This is a genomic window from Microbacterium esteraromaticum (genome assembly GCF_028747645.1).
Lineage (GTDB): Bacteria > Actinomycetota > Actinomycetes > Actinomycetales > Microbacteriaceae > Microbacterium > Microbacterium esteraromaticum_C.
Genome location: NZ_CP118100.1, coordinates 1,574,927 through 1,591,745, shown reverse-complemented (window position 1 = coordinate 1,591,745; position 16,819 = coordinate 1,574,927). Strand labels below are relative to the sequence as shown.

Annotated in this window: 18 protein-coding genes and 1 tRNA gene; 5 read left to right on the top strand and 14 right to left on the bottom strand. The window is 68.1% G+C overall.

Going from position 1 to position 16,819, the window contains the following annotated elements:
* Positions 1 to 34: 34 nt before the first annotated feature.
* From tatA to PTQ19_RS07430, 6 genes are read right to left on the bottom strand one after another with little or no spacing between them, the layout of a single operon-like run.
* Entirely contained in the window at positions 35 to 304 is a 270-nt protein-coding gene (tatA, locus tag PTQ19_RS07455; protein ID WP_274369004.1) for a Sec-independent protein translocase subunit TatA, read from the bottom strand.
* Between the two features lie 42 nt (positions 305 to 346).
* Positions 347 to 1,324 (bottom strand): helix-turn-helix transcriptional regulator, encoded by a 978-nt coding sequence (locus PTQ19_RS07450; protein ID WP_274369003.1) that lies wholly within the window; start codon positions 1,322 to 1,324, stop codon positions 347 to 349.
* Between the two features lie 2 nt (positions 1,325 to 1,326).
* Positions 1,327 to 2,313, bottom strand: a complete 987-nt coding sequence (locus tag PTQ19_RS07445; protein WP_274369002.1) for a helix-turn-helix transcriptional regulator — start codon at positions 2,311 to 2,313, stop codon at positions 1,327 to 1,329.
* Positions 2,310 to 3,218, bottom strand: coding sequence for a hypothetical protein (locus PTQ19_RS07440; RefSeq protein ID WP_274369001.1), 909 nt, complete (start codon positions 3,216 to 3,218; stop codon positions 2,310 to 2,312). The genes PTQ19_RS07445 and PTQ19_RS07440 overlap by 4 nt, the downstream gene beginning before the upstream one ends.
* Before the next feature lie 10 nt (positions 3,219 to 3,228).
* Entirely contained in the window at positions 3,229 to 4,239 is a 1,011-nt protein-coding gene (locus tag PTQ19_RS07435; RefSeq protein WP_206820542.1) for a tRNA (adenine-N1)-methyltransferase, read from the bottom strand.
* Positions 4,236 to 4,880 (bottom strand): HAD family hydrolase, encoded by a 645-nt coding sequence (locus PTQ19_RS07430; protein ID WP_274369051.1) that lies wholly within the window; start codon positions 4,878 to 4,880, stop codon positions 4,236 to 4,238. Before PTQ19_RS07430 ends, PTQ19_RS07435 begins: the two co-directional genes overlap by 4 nt.
* Before the next feature lie 119 nt (positions 4,881 to 4,999).
* Here PTQ19_RS07430 and PTQ19_RS07425 point away from each other — a divergent pair, with 119 nt between their 5' ends.
* Positions 5,000 to 5,842, top strand: a complete 843-nt coding sequence (locus tag PTQ19_RS07425; protein WP_222446121.1) for a PAC2 family protein — start codon at positions 5,000 to 5,002, stop codon at positions 5,840 to 5,842.
* Between the two features lie 3 nt (positions 5,843 to 5,845).
* On the opposite strand, the gene PTQ19_RS07420 is transcribed toward PTQ19_RS07425, so the two are convergent.
* A complete protein-coding gene (locus PTQ19_RS07420) occupies positions 5,846 to 6,676 on the bottom strand; it encodes an undecaprenyl-diphosphate phosphatase (RefSeq protein ID WP_179410862.1) in 831 nt (276 codons plus the stop codon).
* Between the two features lie 41 nt (positions 6,677 to 6,717).
* Positions 6,718 to 8,013, bottom strand: coding sequence for a M20/M25/M40 family metallo-hydrolase (locus tag PTQ19_RS07415; RefSeq protein ID WP_274369000.1), 1,296 nt, complete (start codon positions 8,011 to 8,013; stop codon positions 6,718 to 6,720).
* A gap of 113 nt (positions 8,014 to 8,126) precedes the next feature.
* Here PTQ19_RS07415 and PTQ19_RS07410 point away from each other — a divergent pair.
* A tRNA-Leu gene (locus PTQ19_RS07410) sits at positions 8,127 to 8,211 on the top strand.
* Positions 8,212 to 8,418: 207 nt separating this feature from the next.
* Here the strand turns inward: PTQ19_RS07410 and PTQ19_RS07405 are convergent.
* The 3 genes from PTQ19_RS07405 to PTQ19_RS07395 form a co-directional block, all read right to left on the bottom strand.
* Positions 8,419 to 9,066, bottom strand: a complete 648-nt coding sequence (locus tag PTQ19_RS07405) for a Pr6Pr family membrane protein (RefSeq protein ID WP_274368999.1) — start codon at positions 9,064 to 9,066, stop codon at positions 8,419 to 8,421.
* A 178-nt stretch (positions 9,067 to 9,244) separates the two neighbouring features.
* On the bottom strand, positions 9,245 to 10,342 hold the full coding sequence (locus PTQ19_RS07400) for a VIT1/CCC1 transporter family protein (RefSeq protein ID WP_274368998.1): 1,098 nt from the start codon (positions 10,340 to 10,342) through the stop codon (positions 9,245 to 9,247).
* Between the two features lie 123 nt (positions 10,343 to 10,465).
* Positions 10,466 to 12,208 carry a DEAD/DEAH box helicase gene (locus tag PTQ19_RS07395; RefSeq protein ID WP_274368997.1) on the bottom strand — a complete coding sequence of 581 codons (1,743 nt, stop codon included), beginning with the start codon at positions 12,206 to 12,208 and terminating at the stop codon, positions 10,466 to 10,468.
* A gap of 94 nt (positions 12,209 to 12,302) precedes the next feature.
* Between PTQ19_RS07395 and PTQ19_RS07390 the strand changes: the two genes are divergently transcribed.
* Positions 12,303 to 13,145: an SGNH/GDSL hydrolase family protein gene (locus PTQ19_RS07390; RefSeq protein WP_274368996.1), complete on the top strand. Its 843-nt coding sequence runs from the start codon at positions 12,303 to 12,305 to the stop codon at positions 13,143 to 13,145.
* A gap of 12 nt (positions 13,146 to 13,157) precedes the next feature.
* On the opposite strand, the gene PTQ19_RS07385 is transcribed toward PTQ19_RS07390, so the two are convergent.
* Positions 13,158 to 13,958, bottom strand: a complete 801-nt coding sequence (locus tag PTQ19_RS07385; RefSeq protein ID WP_274368995.1) for a TrmH family RNA methyltransferase — start codon at positions 13,956 to 13,958, stop codon at positions 13,158 to 13,160.
* Positions 13,959 to 14,021: 63 nt separating this feature from the next.
* Here PTQ19_RS07385 and PTQ19_RS07380 point away from each other — a divergent pair, with 63 nt between their 5' ends.
* Together PTQ19_RS07380 and PTQ19_RS07375 are read left to right on the top strand one after the other, a co-directional pair.
* Positions 14,022 to 14,870 carry a Sir2 family NAD-dependent protein deacetylase gene (locus tag PTQ19_RS07380; RefSeq protein ID WP_274368994.1) on the top strand — a complete coding sequence of 283 codons (849 nt, stop codon included), beginning with the start codon at positions 14,022 to 14,024 and terminating at the stop codon, positions 14,868 to 14,870.
* A gap of 23 nt (positions 14,871 to 14,893) precedes the next feature.
* On the top strand, positions 14,894 to 15,478 hold the full coding sequence (locus PTQ19_RS07375) for a histidine phosphatase family protein (protein WP_274368993.1): 585 nt from the start codon (positions 14,894 to 14,896) through the stop codon (positions 15,476 to 15,478).
* Between the two features lie 36 nt (positions 15,479 to 15,514).
* Here PTQ19_RS07375 and PTQ19_RS07370 read toward each other — a convergent pair whose 3' ends face one another.
* The gene (locus PTQ19_RS07370) at positions 15,515 to 16,333 is read right to left on the bottom strand and encodes an HpcH/HpaI aldolase/citrate lyase family protein (RefSeq protein WP_274368992.1); all 819 of its coding nucleotides are present in this window, start codon (positions 16,331 to 16,333) and stop codon (positions 15,515 to 15,517) included.
* Complete coding sequence (locus tag PTQ19_RS07365; protein ID WP_274368991.1) at positions 16,334 to 16,810, bottom strand: MaoC family dehydratase; 477 nt, start codon at positions 16,808 to 16,810, stop codon at positions 16,334 to 16,336.
* Positions 16,811 to 16,819: the final 9 nt, after the last annotated feature.

The window sequence follows — 16,819 nt, the reverse complement described above, 5'->3', positions numbered from 1 at the left end:
CGGGCTGCGCTTCGACGTTCAGTTCAGTCACGGCCTAGGAAGCGCGAGGCGGTGTGTCCTGATCAGCAGGACGCTCCGCGGATGGCTTTGCCGGAGCCGAAGTGCCCGTTGCCGTCGCGTCGGCGGCGGCGTCGGTGGTCGTCGCGTCTGCGTCGTCCTCCTTCATCGCCTTCATTTCGCCCTTGAAGACACGAGCGGACTGGCCGAGGCTCTTCGCCAGCGCCGGCAGCTTCGCCGCGCCGAAGAGAAGAAGGATGATGATCAGAATGATCCACAGGTGTGGTCCTGCGAAGAGATTGCCCATGGATGTCTCCTCTGGATGGGTCAAGGTTGGTTCAGTCTATCGTCACGAATCGGTGCTGGGGACGACGTACAACGCGAGTCCGGCGGATGCCCATTCCTGCGTCGCTGCTCGCGCCGGGGGTGGGTCGAGCACCTCGACGGCGCCACCGAATCGTGCCGCGATCCGCTTGATTCCCCGCGGATCGGCCATGTGGAACCGCAGCGTCACCAGGCCTGCGGAGCGTGCGACTTCATCGTGCGAGAAGGCGCCGAGCATGGGGACGAGCCGCTCCGGCAGACGCACGGTGACGGGCCCCGCCTGCGTTCCCGCGCCGAAATCGAGCGGTGCGGCGGCGTCGGTGTGCGTGATGGCGATGTCGGTGAGTTCGGGATCACTCACACGATCGAGGTGGAACGTGCGCATCGCCTGGCGCAGATGGCACCAGCCCTGCAGATACCACTGCCCGTACGTCAGCAGGATCTGCATCGGGTCAACGGTACGCACCGTCGGTTCGGCATCCGGCGCGTGATAGCGGAACGACACGGCGACGCCTTCGTGGAGCGCACGCGAGACGACGTGCTGCACGGCGCTGACCTCGACCGGGGCGACCACCAGGTCAGGCGGCGCGTCCGCGGATCCTCGGGACAGCTTGGTCATCAGTCCCGAGACCAGGCCCGAGTCTGCGACCGCGGGAACGGCCGCGACCATCTGGAGGCCGGCGAGCAGGGCCGCGGCCTCACGCGCGGTGAAGCGCGGAACACGCCGTAGCGCGACGTCGTTGGTGATCTCGATGACGCCGTGCTCGTCGAGCAGGTCCCAGTCGATGTCGAACATCTCCTGCGGCGGTTGCCAGAATCCGGAATCACCGGGCAGGCCGATCACCGTCAGCTTCTCGACCATCTGTCGCATCTGCACGGGCGTCACGCCGAAGTCGGCTGCGGCCTCGTCGAGGGTGACCTGGCCACGTTCGAGGAGGTATGGCACGAGCGTCAGATACAGTCGCACACGATCCGCTGCGAGCAACGGTGCACGGGTTGTCATCGTCAGTCACCTCCGTCGGAGTGCACGCGACTGATCGCCCGGAGGCGGTCGATCACAGCATCGCGCAGGTCGGCAGGTTCGACGACGCGCACTTCTGGCCCGTAGGCGGCGAGTTCGTCGGCGAAGACGTGTCGGTCGACGTAGGGCACGCGGATGCCCTGTGCGGCGGCCGTGGAACGGCGCCCGAGTCGCAGTGCCGCCTCGGTGCCCGGGGTCACCTCGAGCAGGGCGCTCTGTGCCGCGGCGACCGCTGCGAGTCCCGACAGCGCGCGCTCCCCCGCCCCGATGCGCAGGGACGCGTCGAACGTCTGGCCTGTGACCTTCACATCGCTGACGATTCTGCTCAGCAGGAACGTCCGATCGGCGGCGGCATCCAGATCGATGCCGAACACGTGCCAGCGCGCCTCGTACTCGACCAGCGCCAACGGTCGGATTCGCCGCGTGCTGGCCGCGACGTCGCCGGGCTTGAGGTACTCGAAGACGACGACTCGACTGCGCTCGATGCCCTCCTGCAGCTTGGGGAACGCAGCATCGCGCGCCGCGATGCGCGGGGCGAAGCCGATGATCGGTTCGTCGCCGTCGATACCCAGCGCGCGGATCTTTCGCACACCCGCCTGCGCGTCGACCGAGACGGACTCTGCACTCCAGACGCTGCCCGCCAGACGAAGCACGGCGAGTTCCGCATCCGTGAACTCGATGTCGGCAGGCAGATCGTAATCGGCCTGCGGAATGCGGTAGCGGGCTTCGCGCAGATCATGCGGGTCGGTCGGGTCGCCGATGGTCTCGATCGGGATACCCAGGGCGCGCAGCTCGTCCTTGTCGCGCTCGAACATCTTCTCGAGCGCGTCGGGCTTGGCGCCGGCTTCTGCGCGCTGACGGTAGCCGGAGACGCTGTCGAGGATCTGTTGCTTGGTCAGGCCGATCCCCGTGGCCATCAGCGCCACGACGAGATTCGTCAGACGCTCCTCCGCGGGGATCGTGACGGTCATCCCTGTGCCAGCTCCTCGGGGATCACACCCAGGATGTCGACGACGTAGGTCACCGCGTCGCCGGTCTCGTCCGGCACGATCACCATCACCTGTGAACCGATCGTCGCCTCGGAGATCGCCTGGGCGACCTCTTCGGGCAGGGACTGCGCGTTCAGCATCACGGGGCCGTCCCACGAGCTGCCGACGACCGAGCGGTTCGCCCAGTCCACGGCCGTGTAGTGGAACATCGGTGTGCCGTCCGCGACGGCTTCGCCCCGCCCGTCGATCAGGGTCTCGACGACGACCGTCTCGGGCGCGGCGCTGCCGGGCACGATGATGCCGGGGCGACCGTCGGGCGCACGCACAACCGAGGGGATCCCGCGGGTGGTGTTGAACACGTCATCACCCTCAGCCTTCGGGAGCAGCGTGTACTGGATGTCGTAGACGGCGACGAGGCTGGCGTCGGCGCCGAGGCCGATCTGCGGTGCCAGGCCCTCGGGCAGATCGGCGGCCGGAATCGCGACGGCGACGCGGCTTCCCTCGGTTGCGCACTCCAGCGCCTGTTCGACGCCGGGGAACTCTGCCGCGGCAGAGTCCGGGCTCCAGACGCTCAGCGCGGAGTGGATCGGTTCGCCGGTGTCGCCGTTGACCAGCATCCGAGTCATGATGGCGTTCTGGTTCGACGCGGCGATCGCGGGGCCGTCACCGACGATGAGGTCGGTGTACTTCACTTCCGACGCGCGAACCGGCATGTCGATAGCGACCTGCGGCGTACCGAAGGCGCCAACGACCTCGACGGACGCCGCCAGGCCGGTCGACGAGACACGGTCGCAGTCCGCGGCATCGTTGCCCGGCGCCGCAGAGCAGCCGGTCAGAGCAAGGGCGGACAGGGCCAGGGCCGAGAGAGCAGCGGTCGTTTTACGCACGCGCCCCAGTCTATTCCGAAGCGGGCGGTACCTCACGCGACGAGGCGGCGATCCTGGCGCCGGCGGCTGCCTTCTGCGCCTCGCGTACGCGCTTGCGCAGGTTCTTGTCGGTGATCTCCCGGTCGCCGACAGCCCCCGGTGTCCACAGCTCGACGTCCTCATCCCCGTAGCTGGACTTCGAGGCACGGCGACGCACTTCGGGCGGGATCGCACCCGGTGCGAGGCGGCGGGCCGTGAGCAGGAAGCCGGTGTGCGCGACCATCCGATGGTCCGGGCGGACCGCGAGACCCTCGACATGCCAGCCGCGCACCATCGTCTCGGACGCATCGGGTTCTGTGAACAGTCCGGTTCCGCGGATGTACTCGGCCACTCGCGAGAGCTGCGTGGCGGTCGCGATGTAGCAGATCACGACGCCGCCCGGCGTGAGGGCATCCGCCACGGCGTCCATGCAGTCCCAGGGCGCGAGCATGTCGAGTACGACACGATCGACGGTGCCGGGCTCGAAGCGGGTGGGGAGCTCCTCTGCGAGGTCGCCGACGACGACGTCCCACGTGTCGGGCGTCTCACCGAAGAAGGTCTCGACGTTCGCCTTCGCGACCTCGGCGAAGTCCTCGCGGCGCTCGAACGAGGTCAGCGCACCGTCGTGCCCGATCGCGCGCAGAAGCGCGAGCGAGAGCGCTCCGGACCCCACGCCCGCCTCGACGACGACGGCGCCGGGGAAGATGTCGGCCTGCATGACGATCTGCGCCGAGTCCTTCGGGTACACGATGGCGGCGCCGCGCGGCATCGACAGGGCGAAGTCGCGCAGCAGCGGCCGCAGTGCCAGGTAGTCGTGGCCGGAACTGTTGGTGACGACGGAACCGTCGGGTTGCCCGATCAGGTCTCGGTGGAACAGCACACCGTGATGCGTGTGCAGCTCGCCATCGGCGCGCAGGGTGATCGTGTGCATCCGCCCCTTCGGGCCGGTGAGCTGGACGCGATCCCCCTCGCGGAAAGGGCCGCTGGGGCGTGCGGCGGTCATCGTGCCACCCCCGCTCCGACGCGCGTGCGCAGATCCGAGATGTCGGCGGCGGTGCGTCCGTCCAGTGTCGGCCAGAGCTCGTGCGCGCCGAGGTCGTCGAGAGCGACGATGTGCGGAACTCCGAGCGTCGTCGCGCCGGATGCCAGTCCCGCGGCCAGCCCGGTCGGTGAGTCCTCGATGACGACGGCGTCGGCGATGTCGACGCCCAGCTGAGTCGCGGCGGCGAGGTAAGGATCCGGGTGCGGCTTGGGGCGCTCCACGTCGTCACCGGCGACGACGACGTCGAAAGCCGGGAAATCGATCAGGCTCACCACGTCGAGTGCCATGCGGCGCAGTGACATCGTCACCAGGGCGGTCGGGATGCCCGCAGCGCGCAGGTCGGCGAGCAGCTCGCGCGCGCCGGGGCGGAACGGGACACCCTGAACACGCAGGCGCTCCGAGACGCGGTCGGTGAGCAACTGCACAATCGCTTCCGGCTCCATGTCGACGCCGGCCGCGCGCAGGATCTTCGCGCTGTCGATCAGGGCGTTGCCGACCAACTGCAGCCCATCTTCAGGGGTCCACGTGCCGCCGTACGACTCGACGAGTTCGGTCTCGACGGCGATCCAGTAGGGCTCGGTGTCGACGAGGGTTCCGTCCATGTCCCACAGGACTGCGCTGGGCTTATCACTCACCGAACCATGCTAGCCGTGTCAGAGCCCGCTCCGCGCGGGCCCCCACTAACCTGGAGGGATACCCAAAGCCGACGGAGAGGAGCTCGGTGGACGCCCTCGGCTCTCGTATCATCATCGCCGCGTTCGACGGCTGGAATGACGCCGGCGAGGCAGCCAGTGGTGCCATTTCGGCGCTGCGCGAGTCCACGGACTACCAGCGCGTGCACTCCGTGGACGCTGAACTGTACTTCGACTACCAGTACACCCGACCCGCGACGCGGATGGACGCGACCGGGCAGCGCGAGCTCGTGTGGCCCGAGGCGTCGCTCTGGCGGCCCACGAGCGCGACGGAGGGTCCGGAACTGTGGCTGCTGACGGGTTCGGAGCCGGCCCGCGCCTGGCAGGCCTTTGCGAACGAGTTCATCGACGTCGCCCTGCGTGACGACATCACCGGTTTCATCACCCTGGGGGCAATGCTGTCGGACGTACCGCACACCCGGCCGATCTCGGTGTTCGCCACCAGCCAGGAAGAGCGGGTGCGCGAGGCGCACGGGCTGGAGAAGTCCACCTATGAGGGGCCGGTGGGCATTCTCAGCGTCCTCGATCATTTCGCCACCCGCGCCGAGATCCCCACAGCGAGCCTGTGGGCGAGTGTGCCGCATTATGTGGCATCCGCAGCGCCGTCTCCGAAGGCGACGCTCGCGTTGCTCGACCGCCTGGAGGAGCTCACCGGCGTCGGACCCGTGCGCGAGCATCTGCGCACCGAGGCGGCCGCCTGGGAGGCCTCGATCGACGCAGCTGCCGCCGAGGACGACGATATGGCCGAGTACATTCGTCAGCTCGAGCGAACCCGCGACACCTGGGACTCCCCCGACGCCTCGGGGGATGCGATCGCCCAGGCGTTCGAGCGCTACCTGCGCCGTCGGGGCGATGGCCCCGACAAGCGCTGATCGTCACATCGCGGGGATCACGCCCGTCGACAGCATCACGATGATGGCGATGCCGAGCAGTACCCGGTAGATCACGAACGGCAGGAAGCTGCGCTTGGAGATCCAGTTCATGAAGAACGCGATCACGCCGAGGGCGACGACGAAGGCGATGCCGGTCGCGGCGAACGTCTCGCCCAGCGTGAAGTGCTGGTTCGGGTCGCCCCAGTGCTTGAACAGCTGGTAGAAGCCACTGCCGAACACGGCGGGGATCGCCAGCAGGAACGCGTAGCGCGCGGCGGCTGCGCGCTCGTAGCCGAGGAACAGGCCCATGGTGATCGTCCCGCCCGAGCGTGAGACGCCTGGCACCAGTGCGAGCGCCTGGGCGAATCCGTAGGCGACGCCGTCCGGGTAGGTCAGCTGGTTGAGCTTGCGCTTCTTCGCACCGACGTAGTCGGCGATGCCCAGCAGGATGCCGAACGCGATCAGCATGATCGCGACCAGCCACAGCGATCGCAGGACGGTCTCGATCTTGTCTTGGAAAAGCAGTCCGAGCGCGACGATCGGGAGGCTTCCGATGATGATCAGCCAGCCCATCCGGGCGTCGGGGTCATTGCGCGGCACGCGCCCGGCGAGCGATCGGAACCACTGGCCGATGATCCGCACGATGTCGCGCCAGAAGAACACCACGACGGCGGCTTCGGTACCGATCTGGGTGATCGCGGTGAAGGCGGCGCCGGGGTCCTCACCCGAGGGCAGGAACGTACCCACGATGCGCAGGTGCGCGCTGGACGAGATGGGCAGGAACTCGGTGAGTCCCTGCACGATGCCGAGAATGAGCGCTTCGAGCAGGTTCATGCGGTGCTTTCAGATGGTGCGGAAGAAGCGGCGGATGCTGATCAGCAGACGCGCAGCAGATCGGCCAGCACGCGCTGGCCGAAGACAAGCGAGTCTACGGGCACGCGCTCATCGACACCGTGGAACATCCCGGTGAAGTCGAGGTCGGCGGGCAGCTGCAGGGGGGCGAAGCCATAGCCGGTGATACCGATAGCCGCCAGCGCTTTGTTGTCGGTGCCGGCGCCGAGCAGGTACGGGATGACGGGCACACCGGGGTCATGTCGGCCCAGTGCGGCCACCATGTGCTCGACGAACTCGCCCGCGAAGGGCGTCTCCATGCCGATATCGCGCACGACCGTCTGGATCTCGATGTCTTCACCGACGATGCGCTGAAGTTCGGCGAGCACGTCGTCCTCAGTACCGGGGATCACACGGACGTCGATCAGTGCCTCGGCGCTCTCGGGGATGACGTTGTGCTTGTAGCCGGCGCTGAGCGCTGTCGGGTTCGCGGTCGTGCGGAAGGTCGACCGCAGGAAGGCCTCGGCCGGCCCCGCGGCGGCGGCGAGGGCGTCGGGGTCGTCGACAGGGCGTCCGGTGAGCTCGCTGAGCCCTTCGAGAAGGGCCTGAGTCGTCGGAGTGAGCCGGATGGGCCACCGGGTGCGTCCGATCGCTGCAACGGCCTCTGAGAGGCGCGTGACGGCGTTGTCCTCGTGGAACCGACTGCCGTGCCCGGCGCGGCCCTTCGCGACGAGCCTGAGCCACATGAGGGCTTTCTCGCCCACCTGCAGCAGGTACGCGCGGTGGTCATCAACCGTGATCGAGTATCCGCCTACCTCGCTGATCGCCTCGGTCGCGCCGGCGAACCACTCGGGCTTGTCCTGAACGACCAGCGCCGACCCCTCGACGCCACCGTTCTCCTCATCGGCGAAGAAGACCAGGATCAGGTCGCGGTCGGGTTGCTCCCCCGCACGCAGCAGGTCGGCGACGGCCGCCAGGATCATGGCATCCATGTTCTTCATGTCGACCGCGCCGCGGCCCCACAGCATCCCGTCGCGGATCTCGCCGGCGAACGGATCGACGGTCCAGTCCTCGGCGACGGCCGGGACGACGTCGAGGTGGCCGTGCACGACAAGCGCCGGCCGATCCGGATTGCGACCGGGAACGCGGGCCATGACATTGGTGCGCCGTGGGATCGGCTCGTAGTACTCCGGCTCCAGGCCCAGGCTCTTCAGGAATGCACCGACGTACTCGGCGGCTTCCCTCTCTCCGTTGGCCTTGCCGCCGCCGTAGTTGGACGTGTCGATGCGGATCAGGTCGCGCGCGATCCGGGCGACCTCGGGAACGGATGAGTCGGGCATGGCACCAGAGTATCGAAGACGCTCAGCCACGCCCGGGCGTCATGCGGGTTCGTACCGACCTCGGGATCGTGCTAATGTCATTCTTCGGTCGGCAACGACAAAAACCAACACCTGCGCGGGTGGCGGAATAGGTAGACGCGCTAGCTTGAGGTGCTAGTGCCCGATAAGGGCGTGGGGGTTCAAGTCCCCCCTCGCGCACAGCAGGAAATGACCCCGAACCGGGAAACCGGATCGGGGTCATTTTTGTCTGCACGAGCAACGTGGGCTTATGGGGGTTCCGGCTCGTCCCGGGCACCGCAGCCGAGGGGGTGACCGACACCATCCTCGAGCTCAGCGCCTAACCATCACCGCGAAGGACACGGCGCTACGCCACTGCCGGGGACTTGGCTGTCGCCGTCACTCTGTTCACGAAGGTGTGAGACCGGGCTGTTCTTCGCTGATGACCTGCGGAAGACGGCTCGTCCACCAGACGAGCACACCCACCGCAGTGAGAGCCGCGAGAAGCCCCGCCACGTGGACGACGAGCGAAACCAACCCTCGGCTAGGAAGGAGAAAGCCGTATGGAACCCACCCATCGGTCACCCCGCGGAGGAGGACGACTGCTGCCCACGCGATTGGATACGGAAGCACCCACCAGACTCGCGGCCAGGGAAGAGCGCGTCGCCCCGGACCCGCGATCCAGTCGACAACGATGAAGGCCGGAAGTGCCAGATGCAAGGTGACGCTGACCCAGGCGGGAGCAGAACCGGTTCCCGGAACGAGCGTGTTGTAGATCACGCCAACGATCACCATGCACGTGGTCGATACTGCTCTCGCCACCACAATGCCGTCGTGTCGCGCCCAGCGCGTGACACCAAACGTGCCAGCAACTACAAGCAACGACGCCGTCAGCAGCGCCGTGAGGTTGGTGAAGTACCCAAAGTAGTTGAAAGGGTTTCGCTCGGCGGTGTCTGCCCCAAGCGAGTATGTGTACGCAAGCACGACAAGGACTGCGGCGCCGACAACCACTCGCGCAATCTGCCAGAACCTCGTATGTGTCTGGAGCGTAGACATGCCTTTACGATATGCGGGCGCGGGCTGCCATCCTCGGACTTCGCCGCCGGCTTCCTTGGTCGAGAGGCCGTGCCCATGAAAGCCGTTCTCTCACCGACCTCGTCGCCCGCGGCCTGGGCCCACCGAAGACCATGTGGCCGACGGTGGGGTCATTGTTGTATCTGCAGGCGCACCTCGCTCACACCGCGCCGACGCCGAAGGCCAGTCCCAGTGCGTAGGTGATGGCCGCAGCACCGAATCCGATCACGAGCTGTCGTAGCGCGCGTGACAGGGGTGGCCCGCCCGAGAGGATGCCGACCATCGCGCCGGTCGACAGCAGGGCGATCCCGACCAGCGCCAGCGCGACAAGGATCGCCGTCATGCCGCTGAGGCCGAAGATCCACGGCAGCACCGGGATGATCGCCCCCGATGAGAACAGCAGGAAGCTGGAGATCGCGGCCATCCAATCGCTGCCGACCACATCATCGGAGTCGTACCGTGCGGCAGCGCCGACGGGCGTCGGGAAGGTGCGCCGCACACCGACACGTGCCGCGGCGACAACCTTCTGGGCGCGTGCGAGGGCTTCGAGCTCGTCGACCCCGCGTGCGCGGTAGACCAACGCGAGCTCGTTGGCATCGATGTCCAGGTCGCCCGCATTGGCATCCGCATCGTCGTTCGCCTCGGTCGCCGCCAGCAGTTCGCGCTGCGAGCGCACTGAGACGAACTCCCCTGCGCCCATCGACAGCGCTCCGGCGAGGAGCCCCGCGATTCCGCTGAACAGGACGAACGACGAGCTGACGCCCGTCGCGCCGATTCCCAGTACGAGGGCGAGGTTAGACACCAATCCGTCGTTTGCGCCGAACACGGCGGCGCGGAATGAGCCCGACAGACGCCTCCTCCCCCGTGCCGCCAGACCCCGCACCACTTCGTGGTGCACCTTCTCATCGGCGCGCATGGCCGGAGTGGCGTACTGCTCGGCGTCATAGGGCGATCGCGCCTCAGCGCTCTGCGCGAGTGCGAGCACGAAGATCGACCCGAACCGGCCCGCCATCCAGCCCAGCATGCGAGAGCGCACTCCGGCGCGCGGAAGGCGCGTCGGCTCCTCGCCGCCGAGCAGGTCGAGCCAGTGCTGCTCGTGACGGCGCTCCGCCTCGGCGAGGGCGAGCAGGATCTCACGCTCCTCCCCCGTGCGCCGTGCCGCCAAGCGGGTGTAAACCGCGCCTTCCGCACGTTCTTCGACAAGGTACCGAGCCCACCGCTTGCGGTCAGCGGCGGTGGGTTGGACGGGGGTGGTCATGCATCCTCCGGTGTCGTGAGCGAACGCTCCACGCTACCGAGCAGAGGGCGCTGGAACCGCACCAGGACGAGGATTGACAGGTTTTCGGAGCGCCGAAGCGCGACGCCGGTGACGGCCGGGCGGTCAGGAGCGCACGCGCTTACGCAGCACGTCGATGCGCGACTGCAACTGGGTCACCGTGGCCTGCGCGACCGCCGGCCCGCCGCAGACCCGACGCAGCTCGGCATGCACCTGACCGTGTGCCTCTCCGCTCTGACGCGCGTACAGACCGACCAAGCTGTTGAGCAACTGACGCTGCTCGCGCAGCGTGCGGTGCAGCGGCGCCGGCAGGGTCGTCGTCGCCTCCGGCGGCGCCGCCGCCTCTCGCTCCTGACGCAGGCGGCCCTGGCGCGCCTGGCGCTGCATCAGCAGCTCATGCACGTGCTCGGGTTCGAGAAGGCCCGGGATGCCGATGAACTCCTCCTCCTCGGGGGTTCCCGGCTCAGCGAGCTGACCGAACTCCTTGCCGTCGAAGACCACACGGTCGAAGTGCGCCAGCGACGAGATCGCCTGGTAGCTGAACTCCTGCGTGAGGGCATCCGAGGCATCGTCCTCACGGTTCGCGCTCTCCAGCAACGAGTCCTCGAGACCGTCGTCGTCCTTGGTCTGACGGTCCAGCGCATGATCGCGCTGCTTCTCGAGCTCATTGGCCAGCGTCATCAGCACCGGAACGTTGGGCAGGAACACACTGGCGGCCTCGCCGCGACGCCGCGCGCGCACGAACCGACCGATCGCCTGAGCGAAGAACAGCGGCGTCGATGACGACGTCGCGTACACGCCCACCGCCAGACGCGGCACGTCCACGCCCTCGGACACCATGCGCACCGCCACCATCCAGCGACGGGTGTTGCCGCTGAACTGCTCGATGCGCTCCGACGCCGAGGCGTCGTCCGAGAGCACCACGGTGGCTTGCTCGCCCGTGATGCGGTGCAGGATCTTCGCGTAGGCACGGGCGACCGTCTGGTCGGTTGCGAGCACCAGCCCACCGGCATCCGGCACATGATGGCGGATCTCGCTCAGCCGGCGGTCGGCGGCCGACAGCACCGCCGGCATCCACTCGCCCTCGGGGTCGAGCGCCGTGCGCCACGCCTGCGAGGTGACGTCCTTGGTGTTGTCCTGGCCCAGATGCGCTTCGAGCTCGTCACCGGCGCTGGTGCGCCAGCGCATCTTGCCGGCGTACATGTGGAACAGCACCGGCCGCACGACGCCGTCTTCGAGCGCGCGGCCGTACCCGTACGCATAGTCGGTGGTCGAGATGCGCGCACCGGACTCGTCGGGGTGGTACTCGACGAACGGGATCGGGGCCGTGTCGCTGCGGAACGGCGTTCCCGACAGCAGCAGGCGGCGCTTAGCCGGGCCGTACGCGTCGCGGATCGCGTCGCCCCAGCTAAGCGCGTCGCCGCCGTGATGCACCTCATCGAGGACCACGAGGGTCTTCGCGTCCTCGGTGAGGTGGCGGTGCACCGACGAGCGCGCAGCGACCTGCGCGTAGGTGACGACCACGCCGTGATACTGACGCGACGGTGCCCAGTGGCTGTTCTTGAACTGCGGATCGAGGCGGATGCTGACGCGCGCCGCGGCATTCGCCCACTGCGTCTTGAGATGCTCGGTAGGCGCGACGACGATCACGCGGTTGACTTCGCCCATCCGCAGCAGTTCAACCGCCAGCGTGAGCGCGAACGTCGTCTTACCGGCGCCGGGCGTCGCGGCGACGAGGAAGTCGCGCTGATCGGCGGCGAAGTAGCGTTCGAGCGCCTCGCGCTGCCATGCCCTGAGTTTGTCTGCGGTTCCCCACGGGGCGCGCTGAGGGAAGGACGGAGAGAGCATCCTCACTACGATAGGCCAGCTCACTGACAACGCGCGGTAGGCTCTCTAACCGCGCACAGGAGACCCCTGCGGCGCCGCTGTCAAGGAGAAGACGATGACCGATCGCGACTCATCGCGCACCCCGTACGTCGCCAACGAAGGTCCCCACCCGTGGCGCCGCTTTGTCGCTGTCGGCGACTCGTTCACCGAGGGCATCGGCGACCCCGATCCCGTCGCCGTCGGCACGCATCGCGGCTGGGCCGACCGTGTCGCCGAGGTGCTCTCCCAGGACGTGGAAGACTTCGCCTACGCGAACCTGGCCGTGCGCGGAAAGCTCATCGCCCAGATCGCAGAGACCCAGATCGACGCGGCTGTCGCCCTGCGCCCCGACCTCATCTCGATCTGCGCCGGTGGCAACGACGTGATCCGGCCGGGCACCGATCCGGACGAGATCGCCTCCCAGCTCGATGACGCAGTGACCCGGCTGTCGACCACCGGTGCTGCCGTCGTCCTCTTCACGGGCATCGACACGGGCTTCACCCCGGTGTTCCGCCCGTTCCGCGGCAAGGTCGCGATCTACAACGAGAACGTGCGCGCCGTCGCCGAACGCCACGACTGCATCGTCGCCGACCAGTGGGCGCTGAAGACGATCCAGGACATGCGCTTCTTCGACGATGACCGCCTGCACTTGAACGCGCTCGGTCACCACGAGGTGGCACGCATGGTGCTGCGGGCACTGAACGTGCCCAATGACCTGCAGGCCATGCAACCCGAACCGCTGCCGATGCGCACCTGGCGCGAAGCGCGGGCCGAAGACATCGGGTGGGCACGCGAACACCTCGTGCCCTGGGTGCTGCGGCGTCTGCGCCACCAGTCCTCGGGTGACAACGTCACGGCGAAGCGCCCGGAGGCCGTGCCATACGTCCACCTCGACGATTCGGAAACGGGCCAGAATTGACCGCGACCCTGATCAGCGGGTGATCGCCCACACGGCGACCGCCGCGGCCGAGGCGACGTTGAGCGAGTCGACACCGCCGGCCATCGGGATCGTGACGACGCGGTCGGCCACCGCGAGTGCGTCCGCCGAGAGCCCTTCGCCCTCGGTGCCCATGACCAGGGCGATCCGATCGGGACGCGAGGCGGCATAGTCATCCAGCGGCACCGCATCATCGCACAACGCGAGAGCGGCGATCTCGAAGCCGTGCGCGTGCAGCTGTTGTGCGGCATCGGCCCACTCTCCGATACGTGTCCAGGGCACCTGAAACACCGTGCCCATGCTCACCCGCACGCTCCGACGGTAGAGCGGGTCGCCACACCGCGGCGTGACCAACACAGCATCCGCTCCCAGTCCTGCCGCGGCGCGAAACGCCGCACCGATGTTGGTCGGGTCGGCGATGTCTTCGAGCACGAGCACCCGCCGTGCGTTCTCGAGCACCGTGGTCAGCGCCGGAAGTTCCGGACGCCGCATCGCTGCCATGACACCCCGGTGCACGGCGAAGCCGGTCAGTTCGTGCGCCACGGCATCCGACACCACATACACCGGCACATCGCGTCCGTCCAGAAGCGCGGCGACGTCGTCCAGCCAACGCTGCTGGGTGAGCACGGATCTCGGCACGTGCCCCGCCGCCAGGGCGCGTTCGATGACCTTCGCGGACTCGGCGATGTACAGCCCGCCCGCCGGCTCCTGCACGCGCCGCAACGCGGCATCGGTGAGGGAACGGTAGTCATCGAGCACGTGGTCGTGTGCATCGGTCACGGGCAGCAAGCGCATCCCTCCACTCTTCCACCTTCCCCAGCCGCCCCATCACCTCGTCGCGCGTCCTAGACTGCCCCCGTGACGTCGATCGAACCGCAAGCCCTGGATCCCGACGCCATCGATCGTGCCGCCGCTCTGCTGCGCGGCCGCCGGACCGCCGTGCTCACCGGCGCGGGCATCTCGACCGACTCGGGTATTCCCGCCTATCGGGGCGCCGGAGCACCGCCGCGTGTGTCGCCCATGACGATCCAGACGTATCTGTCTGATGAAGCGGCCCGCCGGCGCTACTGGATGGGCGGTCACCTCGGCTACCGCCGGTTCACCTCGCCCGATCCCAACGGCGGGCACCGCGCACTCGCTGCTCTGGAGCACAATGGGGACGTCACCGGTGTGATCACACAGAACGTCGACGGTCTGCACCTGCGTGCGGGCAGCCGGCGGGTCGTCGAACTGCACGGCACGATGCATCGCGTGAGGTGCCTGGACTGCGGACAGGTCTTCGACCGGCGGGCCATCAGCGCGCAGATCGACGAGCTCAACCCGTGGATCGCGGTGCCGGAGAACGTCGTGCTCAACCCCGACGGGGACGTGACGCCCGAGAGCGCGGACGGCTTCATGATTCCGTCGTGCACTGTCTGTGGCGGGATGCTGAAACCCGAGGTGGTCTACTTCGGAGAGTTCGTCCCCACCGGGCGCTTCCGACTCTCTGAGGCCCTCGTGCACGGCTCGGATGCCCTCCTGGTGGCGGGCACCTCGCTGACGGTGAACTCGGGCATCCGCGTGATCGAGCGCGCGCGCCGGCGGGGAATGCCCCTGGTCATCGTCAACCACGAACCGACCCGAGCCGACCGGTGGGCCGATGCGGTGGTCAGCGGCGGTACCACGCCTGTGCTGACAGGCATTGCCCGCGCGCTCGGCGCTCTCTGAGCCGGCTCGCGTAGGCTCATGCCGTGACCCTGCTGACTGTTGTGCGCCATGGCCAGACCAACTGGAACCTCGATCGACGCATCCAGGGGTCGACCGACATCCCCCTCAACGACACGGGACGCGCGGATGCCCGCCGCGCAGCGGCGGTGCTCGCGGGATCCGGTTACGACGCCGTCTACGCCAGCCCGTTGATGCGGGCACGCGAGACCGCGCAGATCATCGCCGACGAACTCGCTCTGCCCGATCCCCTGCTCACCCGCGGGATGCGCGAACGCGAGTTCGGCGAGGGCGAGGGGCTGCTCGTCGACGAGTACCTACAGCGCTGGGGCGACTGGACGGCGCCCGTACCCGGTGCCGAAACACTCGACCAGGTGCGCGAGCGGGCACTCAACTCGCTCGAGCGGATCGCCCGCGCTGCCCGACGTCGCTCGGCGCCGCGCGCCGAGTCGATCGTCGTCGTCAGCCACGGCGGCGTGCTGCGGGCGCTGCTGCTGCACGCGTCGGGCGGAACGCTGCCCCGCGAGGGCGACGTGCTGCGCAACGGCTCGGTGCATCGCTTCGTTGCCGAGCGCGGCAGCCTTCGTCTGCTGGAATCAGTCGCGGCATGATGCCGCGCAGCACCTGACACCAGGCCGCTGTCGACGTCATCCGTCGATACGCATACCTCGTTCGACTACAGCGCGTGCGTGCCGCAAGACCGGCTCATCGATCATGCGGCCCTCGAACCGGAACACGCCACGCTCCCCCTCTGCGGCGACCAGCACGGCACGGGCCCACTCGACCGTGTCAGCGTCCGGCCGGTAGGCCTCACGGATCACAGCCACCTGCTTCGGATGGATGCAGGCCGTCGCGCCGAAGCCCGAGGCGACGGCATCCGCTGCTTCTTCGGCGAGTCCCTGCACGTCGTCGATGTCGAGATGCACCGCGTCGATCGCCGTGCGGCCGTACGCGCCGGCCGCCAGCAGCACCTGCGCTCGCGCCTGGCGGGCCACGTCGCGGTAGCGACCGTCGGCGAACCGACTGGACAGGCCACCCAACGAGGCGACGAGGTCCTCAGCCCCCCACATCAGCGCGACCGTGCGTTCGTGCGCCGCGACCTCGCCCGCGCGGTGCACGCCCAATGCCGTCTCACACAGCGCGATGACCTGCTGATCCGCGCGGAAGACATCCAGCATCCCGGGATCCTCGCTCTTGGCGACCATCACGCGACGGAACGATGTGCGCGCGAGCACGTCGAGATCCTTCGCGAAGTCCGCCGTGTCGGGAGCATTGACTCGCACGATCACGCGCTCCGGGTCAAGGTCGGCGGCGGCGATGTTCTCACGCGCCTGCGCCTTGGCCGCGGGGAGCACCGCATCTTCGAGGTCGAGGATGACGGCATCCGCCTTCTGCAACGCACCCGTGAAACGCTCCGGGCGGTCGGCCGGGCAGAACAGCAGGGCAGGGCCCATATCGAGTGACATCTACGCCCCCTCGGGTCGGCAGTGCACCAGCACCGTGCGGCTCGCCGTCGCGACCACTGTGCCGTCTTGGTTGCGTCCGGTGTGCGCCACGGTGCAGATGCCCTGCCCGGGGCGCGACGACGAGAGCCGCTTGTCGACGATCACACTCTCGGTGTACAGCGTGTCGCCGTGGAACAGCGGATGCGGGAACGCGATGTCGCCCAAGCCGAGCTGTGCGACCAGCGTGCCCTGGGTGAGCTGTCCGACCGACGCGCCGACCATCGTCGACAGCGTCCACATCGAGTTCATCAGTCGCTGCCCGAACGGCTGCTGCACCTGTGCGAACGCCGCATCGAGATGCAGCGCCTGGCTGTTCATCGTGAGCGTCGTGAACAGCACATTGTCGGCCTCGGTGGCTGTGCGACCCGGCCGGTGCAGATAGCGCGCACCCACCTCAAACTCCTCGAAGTACAGGCCGCGCTGGAGGATATCGGTCATGACGTCACG